Origin of the sequence: Dyella subtropica, assembly GCF_026283965.1 — a bacterium.
Lineage (GTDB): Bacteria > Pseudomonadota > Gammaproteobacteria > Xanthomonadales > Rhodanobacteraceae > Dyella_D > Dyella_D subtropica.
Genome location: NZ_JAPDPD010000038.1, coordinates 1 through 8350, shown reverse-complemented (window position 1 = coordinate 8350; position 8350 = coordinate 1). Strand labels below are relative to the sequence as shown.

Annotated in this window: 9 protein-coding genes and 1 pseudogene; 7 read left to right on the top strand and 3 right to left on the bottom strand. The window is 57.7% G+C overall.

From position 1 onward, the window contains the following. The first annotated feature begins 171 nt into the window (after positions 1 to 171). The 4 genes and pseudogenes from OUZ45_RS20650 to OUZ45_RS20635 form a co-directional block, all read left to right on the top strand. Entirely contained in the window at positions 172 to 597 is a 426-nt protein-coding gene (locus OUZ45_RS20650; RefSeq protein WP_266172221.1) for a hypothetical protein, read from the top strand. 445 nt (positions 598 to 1042) lie between these two features. Beyond that, positions 1043 to 1783, top strand: coding sequence for a hypothetical protein (locus tag OUZ45_RS20645; RefSeq protein WP_266172220.1), 741 nt, complete (start codon positions 1043 to 1045; stop codon positions 1781 to 1783). Positions 1784 to 1909: 126 nt separating this feature from the next. Further along, entirely contained in the window at positions 1910 to 2230 is a 321-nt protein-coding gene (locus OUZ45_RS20640) for a DUF7957 family protein (RefSeq protein WP_266172219.1), read from the top strand. 121 nt (positions 2231 to 2351) lie between these two features. After that, positions 2352 to 3158, top strand: a pseudogene (locus OUZ45_RS20635) (IS110 family RNA-guided transposase); the annotation flags it as partial. 292 nt (positions 3159 to 3450) lie between these two features. Here OUZ45_RS20635 and OUZ45_RS20630 read toward each other — a convergent pair. The 3 genes from OUZ45_RS20630 to OUZ45_RS20620 all read right to left on the bottom strand — a co-directional run bounded on the left by OUZ45_RS20630 (position 3451) and on the right by OUZ45_RS20620 (position 5611). Beyond that, a complete protein-coding gene (locus tag OUZ45_RS20630) occupies positions 3451 to 4137 on the bottom strand; it encodes a class I SAM-dependent methyltransferase (RefSeq protein WP_266172217.1) in 687 nt (228 codons plus the stop codon). A 152-nt stretch (positions 4138 to 4289) separates the two neighbouring features. Beyond that, the gene (locus tag OUZ45_RS20625) at positions 4290 to 5021 is read right to left on the bottom strand and encodes an L-2-amino-thiazoline-4-carboxylic acid hydrolase (RefSeq protein ID WP_266172216.1); all 732 of its coding nucleotides are present in this window, start codon (positions 5019 to 5021) and stop codon (positions 4290 to 4292) included. Between the two features lie 11 nt (positions 5022 to 5032). Further along, positions 5033 to 5611: a TetR/AcrR family transcriptional regulator gene (locus tag OUZ45_RS20620; protein ID WP_266172215.1), complete on the bottom strand. Its 579-nt coding sequence runs from the start codon at positions 5609 to 5611 to the stop codon at positions 5033 to 5035. Between the two features lie 100 nt (positions 5612 to 5711). Between OUZ45_RS20620 and OUZ45_RS20615 the strand changes: the two genes are divergently transcribed. The 3 genes from OUZ45_RS20615 (at position 5712) to OUZ45_RS20605 (ending at position 7806) form a co-directional block, all read left to right on the top strand. After that, positions 5712 to 6350 (top strand): peroxiredoxin-like family protein, encoded by a 639-nt coding sequence (locus OUZ45_RS20615; protein ID WP_266172214.1) that lies wholly within the window; start codon positions 5712 to 5714, stop codon positions 6348 to 6350. Positions 6351 to 6672: 322 nt separating this feature from the next. Further along, positions 6673 to 6864: a hypothetical protein gene (locus OUZ45_RS20610; RefSeq protein ID WP_266172213.1), complete on the top strand. Its 192-nt coding sequence runs from the start codon at positions 6673 to 6675 to the stop codon at positions 6862 to 6864. Between the two features lie 597 nt (positions 6865 to 7461). Beyond that, entirely contained in the window at positions 7462 to 7806 is a 345-nt protein-coding gene (locus OUZ45_RS20605) for a ribonuclease E inhibitor RraB (RefSeq protein ID WP_266172212.1), read from the top strand. Positions 7807 to 8350: the final 544 nt, after the last annotated feature.

Sequence of the window (8350 nt, the reverse complement as noted above, 5' to 3'; positions counted from 1 at the left end):
AGCGATCCCACATCAGCGCCTTCTGGGTGTCCGTGTAATGGATCCGGGGTCGTTGGGCCATTGGCAACACGCCTCCTGCTCAAGCAGTCTATGGGTGTTGCAACGACCGGCTGAATCCGCAACCCAAAGCAGACACTTCACACGTAAGGATTAGGTCTAGGGGGGAAAGGAATGGATATCGACTGGGACGATCTGGCGGATCGCTACGTGCAGCTCATTGAGGCCGGCCCAAGAAGCCAGCCCGAGCATTCGGCAATCGATGACTTGCTCGGCAAGGCAGCATCTAGTTTTCCCAAGAACAGACCATCCGATCTCGCGTGGTTCGTTGCCGCGCTCAATAAGGCCCCGAAAAAGTGGTTCGTCGCAAAGACGTTGGAGCGAGTCAATCCAGTCCCCAGCATCTTGTTTGATCCGCTCTTGACGGCAGCACTGGAAGAGCCAAACCCAAGTGCGAATCGGCTCTTCATAGCCCCGTGTGTGAGGGCTTTTGGCCGAGACGCGGTCAAGGCAAAGCTCAATGAGCTTGCCGCCCAGTCCGAACGTCACAGTGCTGATAGCCTTGCCTGGACCATGTATTGGGCGGATGCGAAAAGGTAAGGTCCGTTTTCGACCCATAGCAGACAACAGAATGCAGGCCGGATTTGGGGTGCATGAGCCGGGTCTTGGGTAGTCCAATGCAGGGGAACTAAGCGATGCGCGCGGATATATGCGACTCCGATGATGAAGTGGCAGTGGACCGGTTCAAGAGCACATTGACCAAAATGGGGGCTAAAGCTCTTGGCAAGACGTGGGCCATCGGAGTTGATGTACTCGATTTGCAGATCGGCGATGAGACCCTAAGGGTCTTTTCAGATGCGTGGTCCGTTGATATCGAAGGGACCGATCAACTAGTTCGCCGGGTACTTTGCGTCTTTAATGAGGTTGGTTCGTAGGGCTGACGTAATGTCCGCTTCCGACCCAAAACAGACATCGCTGAACCGAAGTAGCCCCAACGTATTTTTCTAGCGCCGGCGCCTGCCTTGCCGAGATAAGAGCCGCTGAGATGCCACAAGCCACGATTGACCTCGACCGCGATGAAGTTTTGCTTGGTGACTTGAATAACTTCACTGGCTTGAAGTCAATTCAGAACCCCTCGCAAGATCAAGTTAGGCTACATGCGGCGGCAGTACGTCGCCTGCTGCTCGAGGGGCATTTGGCACAGTCCTGCTCCAGTCGCAGCATAAAGTTGGCTTTCTTGGTTCCTGATGCGCTGCCACTAGTTCGCGACGCGCGCAAAGGCCACGTCCCCATCTTCCAACTGGCTGGGCTGGAGGTATTTGGCTTGATGATTGCCGGGCTCATGACGCATAAAGGGCCTCCGCGTGGACATCAAGCCGGTTTCGATCCTGGTCACCGCGTGGAGCTCGAGTGCGGTAGCTTCCTCAAGCAGGTGGTAGCCGGCGCTGCGGGTGAGATGATCACAAGGCATGATGTGATCATCTATGTCGCCAATAAAGTGGGTGGTGTGCATTTCGACCCAAAGCCCACAAATAAGCTGCCTGAGGCAAAGCTGCATGCACTTGGCGTCTTTCGTAATAGCGTAAGAATGGGCCTGGTAAACGGGATGCCTACAGTGAATTTCAATCACACCGCCCTTGAAGATCAGGCATCCAAGTTCCGTTACGAACCGGCCTTTATTGATGCGGCGTACCTCGAATTCCTGGCTTGCATCCAGTTCATAATCGATAGTCCAGCTGTTCTCGTTTTAAAGGAAGCGATCGAGGTGGATCTGCATGGTGCGTAGATTAAGTCGGATTCAAAGCATTAGCGAAGCGGTATCTCGCTTACGGATCCTGGGCTGCACCTGTAGTGTCCGCTACCCAAAGCGGATCTGACAGAAACGGGCGGCGAGTGACCCTGTGGAGAGGGGATGAAGCGACTTTCACCTGATCAGGTTTCCAGAATCGCGGTCTCTTTGACCGATATGCCAGAGCGGACCATCGTGCTTTTGGACGAGGTCGACGTCGCAGATCTCGATGTAGCCACATACAACGCCAACATCTACTGTTTGTCGCAAGACGGCGAAGTCCTCTGGCAGGTTGAAGCGAGTCCGAGCACTTATGAGAGGGACTCGTTCGTATCCCTTTCCCGCGCGACCGCCGGTTCACTAGTAGCCCGGCGCTTCTTCGGAAACACCTACGCTATTGATCAAGTTACCGGGGTGGCTCGCCAAATAGGCTGGTCCAAGTAACTATTGGCAATGTCCGCTTTCGACCCAAAACGGACATCATTGAAACAGTCATAGAGCCCCCCCAGGGACCGTAAGACCGCTGTATCGCATCGTCTAAATTACGCAGATGGAGATTGCTTAGATGACGTCGTTTGCAACCAAGTCGATCCTCGCCATTTCACTGGTTACCAATGGTCTGGTATGGCTTCGCCGCTTGTCGCGAGATCGTTGGTTGAAGGCTGTCATGGAGGTGGCCGAGCCTGGCTGTGAGATCGGCATGGAGGCCTGCGGCGGCGCCCATCATTGGGCGCGGGAACTGCAGGCGCATGGCTATCGCGTGAAGCTGATCGCGCCACAATTCGTGAAGCCGTATGTAAAGAGCAACAAGAACGATGCCAACGACGCCGCAGCGATCTGCGAGGCGATGAGTCGTCCGAGCTTGCGCTTTGTGAGTGTGAAGAGTGCCGCGCAACAGGATCTGCAGGCGATGCATCGGGTGCGGGCGAGCCTGGTCGAGCAGTGCACCGCCAAAGGCAACCAGATCCGCGGCTTGGTCGCGGAATACGGACTGGTGGCGCTGAAGGAAATGGTCTCGTTGCGCCGCGTGATCCCGTGCTGGCTGGAAGATGCCGACAACGGATTAAGTGCGTGTTTCCGCCGCTTGCTCGAAGGATTGCGGCGCGATCTTCACACGCTGGATGAACGCGTCGCGGAATTGGACGGCCAGATCAGCGAAGCGGCCAAAGCGGCTGCCGATGCGCGTCGACTGCAACAATTGCGCGGTGTCGGTCCCGTGGTCGCCACCGCCTTGGTGGCATCCGTGGGCGATGCCACGCAGTTTGCCAGCGGCCGACAGATGGCTGCATCCCTCGGTCTCACGCCCCGACAGCACAGCTCCGGCGGCAAGGATCGCTTGCTGGGTATTAGCAAGCGAGGTGACGCCTATGTTGTGGCGCGCCTGGCGTCGTCTTCCGCATTGTCGGCGATCCTTAAAAGCACCACCAAGCGAAAACAATTGAAAACAATGACCTAGAGCCAGCTCGGTGCCCATGCCGCACACCTGCTGATAGCTATGTGGATGCGCAGGCTAGACGATGACACCTATTGGGTGCATGACTTATTCGGGATTCGATTGACGCGGCGGCCAGGATAAAGATCAGCCGTCCACGAGTACGGTCCAGGCCCCATTGACGTCCATGGACACCCACCGTCGTAGAAATGGAAGGCAATTCAGGTCTTCCTTAGGCAACAGCCCGCCAACCCCGCCACGAAAGGCCCGCATAGAACAACTCGACCTGCCTGAAGCCTGCGCCTCCAAGCAGTTCCTCATCCCGCTCCGCACTCACCATCTGCAAAACAGTGACCAGCCGCCCGCAGGTCGTCTCGACCTGCTCCGGCTGCGCGCCCGATTCCAGTGCGAACTCCCGGTAGCGATTTAGTGCGGTCGCCGCGTCCGACGCTGCGAGGTCGATGCACAGGTCCACAAGCATGAACGGCGCGCCCGGCTTCAGGCGTCGATGGATTTCACGCAATGTACACTCCTTGGTGCCATCGTCAGGAACGAAATGCAGGGTCAAGAGACTCGTGGCCGCATCGAATGGCCCCGCGGGTGCGTCGAAGATGTAACCGTGGTGCCAGTCCACCCGCTCGCTGGCTCCTGCCGCGCGCATGCGCTCCTGTGCTGCCGTCAGCATCGCCTTGGCCGGATCCACGCCGACGAAGGTCCATTGTGGGGACAACTTCGCGAAGGCTTCCAGCTCGAGCCCGCCGCCGGCGCCGAGCACCAGAACCTGGCCGGTATCGCCGATGCGCTCACGCATGAGCTGGGCGGCCATGCGCTGCATGTGCACGTAGGCCGGAACGAACGCCGCGGGTCCCTGCGCATAGCGACGGACGAACTCGGGGTCTTCGTAGTGTGACTGGGTCATTATAGGGACTCGGCCTTACGGTTAGCGCCAACTGGCACTGGAGCGGACCAGGTTGCACGAGGATATTGATTAAGGCGCTTGGCGAGCGACGGTGACAAGGAGCAGTCTCATGAGTCGGCTGCTTGTTGAGTACTTCCGTTATCTTCCTGGCATCAGGAAAGCGCAGAGCCGTGCCGTGAAAAGCAGAACTCGCAGATGGCTTGGCCGCCTGCGATCGTCGCAGACCGGGACAGGCTGACATTCCACTCTTTGGCCATGTCCAGATCCAGGGCGCAAGCCGCCTGGGCCGTCAACCCCGGCACCCCGTGTGCGTCGAACAGTTCATTGAACGGACAGCGGGTCACGTGGAAGCGCACATCCACGCCACCAAGAATCACGCGCCGCTGGAAAGGCTGAGTGAAGACCAAGCGGAACATCGCATCGTAGGCAATTCGCACGCGATCGAGCGCATCATGGGAAAACAGGCCGGCAGCCCAATGGATCAACCGGGCAATTGGCCCGATGATCTGCCAGTTGGCCCCGTGAATGAGACGGGCGGCGACCGCGTCGCTTATGCCGCAAGCCAGTAGTGCCTTGTATGCAGCACAGTTCCAATCGAACAGCCTCAGCATCAGTCGCAGCATCGGTGACGCGCCGCCGGGCAGGCGCTCGCTCGGCACATACAATTGAACGGAGAGCTTCCAGAGGTCCTGGAACCGAACCCCGTGCCTGGCTTCGACTAAGGCTCGGCGCAGGGCCAGGCGGAATGCGGCAGGAGGATGCAACGCAAATAGGGCTGGTGAGAGGTGCATTGTGGAGGGAGGCGCAGCTTCGTTCGGGGCAGACCACAGTAGAGGGCCGCTACGGCCGGGCTTCAAGACAAAACGACGCGATTCGTTCGGCATCTGTCTGCTGCTCAAGGGCCCCGCACACTGTGCATCGCGGGGACAGCCATGGCCCGGAACAGCGCGTTCACTTCCGCAACATCCAGTGATTCGTCCGATTGCAACCACCAGACAATCAGACCAAACAAGGCCCCCGCGAGCGCCTGGATCGCCGCCTCGAACAAGGTCGGTGCCAAGATTGCACCCTGTAGATCTTGGCGGACCGATTGTGTGATCACCTCGTGCAATCGCGCCTGCATGGCGCTGGCACTGCGGCTGCCAAGTATTGCCAGGAACACGCCGCGATGCTGGTGGGCGTGCTCAAGCAGGTGCCGGCTGAACGCCAGCATGGTCGCGTCAACGTCCTGGTACAGGCGAGTAGCATCGCGCTGATAGTGCGAGATTTCTGCCATCAGCGTGTCGAACCCGCTCAGCAGCAAATCTTCCTTGTTTTCGAAATGGGCATAGAACGTGGCGCGCCCGACGCCAGCCCGGTCGATTACGTGCTGCACGGTCACGTGATCGAATCCGCGCTCCTGAATAAGCAAGAACAATGCGTCGCGAAGCGACTGACGCGAGTGGGCGATCCTGCGGTCCATTTCGTTGTTCATGAGTTCGCCGTGCTACCGAACAATGCCAGGGAAATTGTCTTGTCGTACCCAGGACGGCAATGGTCCGATACGGCATCTTTCGATGTGCAGGTAACTAGCCGTGGGCCGCCCCTTCAGTTTATCAGTCACGCGCCTTGCGCCCGGCGATATGGCGCCGCTTCTCAATATTGATGCTATATCCGGTGCACGCATAGCGGTGCCGAATCCGACGGCCCTGGTGCATCTCCAGTTCCGCCGTTTTGCCGGATGCCCGGTGTGCAAGCTTCATCTACGCGATATCGGTAATAGGCATGATGAACTGGCCCGGGCGGGTATCAAGGAGGTAGCGGTCTTCCATTCGTCGCATGAAGCGCTGGTCAGGCATCAGGGCGATCTGCCGTTCCATCTGATCGCCGATCCGAGCATGGCGCTGTATCGTAAGTATCGGGTGGAAAGTTCGTTGATGTCGGTTCTCCATCCGCGCGCATGGACAAGGATCATCGAGGGGCTATGCACCTATGGGTTCGGTCGTGGTAAGGGTGAGCCGGCCTTTGGATTGCCCGCCGATTTCATGGTTTCAAGGGACGGCAGGATTATTGCTGTCAAGTATGGCATTCATGCTGACGACCACTGGTCAGTCGAAGAGGTCCTATCGTTGGCCGTGGCAGAGTCTGCGCAAGCTGAGACAGCTGCACCGAATGTCGAAGTTGAATACGCGCCCCCAAGAGTATCGTGCTACGCGGGAAGAAAGAGGAGTTGACTTCCGGAGGCAGGGCGTTAGCTAGTGCCACCAACCAGAGACCACCTTCCAATGGTGTAGCGGCCCAAGCCTAGCCGGAATCCGTAGCTAGGCCCGCGTCGCCCGGAAGGAAGTGGCCTCAAACTGAGTGACCGCTGGAATCGCGCCAGGCAGCCCAGTGGCTTAGCCGGTTATAGATGGAGCCGCAGCCGAAGGCGCTCGCTGTGGTGATGACCAGCAGCTCACTGGAGAGTGCAGCACATCGCCATGTGCGGCAGTGACACCAATGGAGCAAGTGACTCCATTGGAGAGTGAGTGACATCTATAAAGAGCACCGGCACGCATGCAGATTGATCGGCGTAGTGGCGATGGAGCTGTGACGGAGATTCTTCTGGATGTGGTGACCTATTCGCCTGAGGCGCCTTATTGGAACCTCTTTGCCATGGACGATGAGGATTTGGACGGATTCACATGGATGCGCAACGTACTGTCCAGTCCCGAACGGATGGCTGTTTTCACCGAAGCGAACCGCTAGGGCTATGCTTGTAATGTCCGCTTCCGACCCAGAGCGGACAGTTCCATTGGAGGGGAAATGGGCAATCGATTGCCAGCCAGACGGATTGCATACGAGAGGCCCCTGACGGGGGTGCTGATACACCGAACCATGTCAAAGCTCTTTCCCCGTAGGAACGACTACGGGAGTGGCTCATTCGATGAGTTGGTGCCAGAGCTGCGGGCGCTCGGGATTGGTTGCGCAGGGGAATTCAAGCGTCTGATGACCCGCTATAGACGTGCGTTGCTCAGCTTTGATCGATCCCCTTTGTCAGTGTTCGAACGCCGCTTGGCCACCAGTGACTACGGTGCGGCTTTCGTGTCGGATGCTACGAGACACCAGTATTGGTTTGCTTACCCTGGCTTGGTACGAACGGCCATAGAGATGCATTTCGGTGAGGATGCTGTGCCATCAAAGCGTGAAGAATAGAAAGTTATTGGGATGTCCGCTCCCGGCCTGGAGCGGACATCACCGATTGGTTGCTTGGATTGCCTGGCAAGATTGGTCCATGCGGGGGCTCAACATCCCGTTAGACTTATTGCCTTACACGTCAACACCGCATAGGACTCAAAACGGCTCATGGCGAACAATCAAATGGACTTTCCGCACGATGAAAACGGCGAAGTGCTTCGACAAATGGCTGCGCAAGGGGACAACCTCTCAGTGCCACGTGAAGTCGACTTCTCTGTCATCTTTCCATCAGAGGACGCGGCTCTGAAGTTCGCGGTCCTTCTGCTTCAAAACGGCCAGAAGGTATCTTTCTCAGAGTACGAGGAGCACGACGAGTTGCCATGGCAGGTGGAAGCGCACCCCTTCATGGTCCCCACGCACGAGAACATATCTGGCTATGAGGAATTGCTGGCAGCTGAAGCCGCACCCCTAGGAGGGCAGAACGATGGCTGGGGATGCGAAGTACAGGAGTGAAGTTTAGGGATATTCAACGCTATTGAATGTCCGTTTCCGGCCCAATGCGGACGCCGCAGGCTAGCATGGCCTTCAGTCAGGATGGATAAAAATCAGGGGGGCATCGATGGGGCCAGTATTTTGGATAAAGCGCTTCTTTCTGGTGATGAGCGGCGCCTTTGTAGTCATCAGCGCGGCCCAGTGGCTCAAGGGGCATGGTCTGGAATATGCGCTGACGCAAGGTGCCATCTGGGGCGCGATTTCCGCGAGCATCTTTGTATCGGCAAGGATCTACCAGTCACGGCGAGGCGTGCATTGCGCCATATGCAAGGACACCCCTGAAGCCGATCATTGATGAGCCTCTCAGCCTGCGTCGACGATGACCGTGAATCTAAGGGTAGGCTTGGGGCCTTTTGAGACTGTCCGCTTTCGACCCATAGCAATGAGATGGACTCCTCCCCGTCTTCGGCATCGAGTGCCAGACTGGAAGCGATAGAACCAGTCGCTGGCGAAGAGGAGTCCACCCATGAAGCTTACGCGCCTTGGAGTTGACGTGGCCAAGCAG

Bases quoted from the DNA above. Each gene is read 5' to 3' on its own strand.
- OUZ45_RS20650 (WP_266172221.1), top strand. From the start codon at position 172: ATGGATATCGACTGGGACGATCTGGCGGATCGCTACGTGCAGCTCATT.
- OUZ45_RS20645 (WP_266172220.1), top strand. From the start codon at position 1,043: ATGCCACAAGCCACGATTGACCTCGACCGCGATGAAGTTTTGCTTGGT.
- OUZ45_RS20640 (WP_266172219.1), top strand. From the start codon at position 1,910: ATGAAGCGACTTTCACCTGATCAGGTTTCCAGAATCGCGGTCTCTTTG.
- OUZ45_RS20630 (WP_266172217.1), bottom strand. From the start codon at position 4,137: ATGACCCAGTCACACTACGAAGACCCCGAGTTCGTCCGTCGCTATGCG.
- OUZ45_RS20625 (WP_266172216.1), bottom strand. From the start codon at position 5,021: ATGCCGAACGAATCGCGTCGTTTTGTCTTGAAGCCCGGCCGTAGCGGC.
- OUZ45_RS20620 (WP_266172215.1), bottom strand. From the start codon at position 5,611: ATGAACAACGAAATGGACCGCAGGATCGCCCACTCGCGTCAGTCGCTT.
- OUZ45_RS20610 (WP_266172213.1), top strand. From the start codon at position 6,673: ATGCAGATTGATCGGCGTAGTGGCGATGGAGCTGTGACGGAGATTCTT.
- OUZ45_RS20605 (WP_266172212.1), top strand. From the start codon at position 7,462: ATGGCGAACAATCAAATGGACTTTCCGCACGATGAAAACGGCGAAGTG.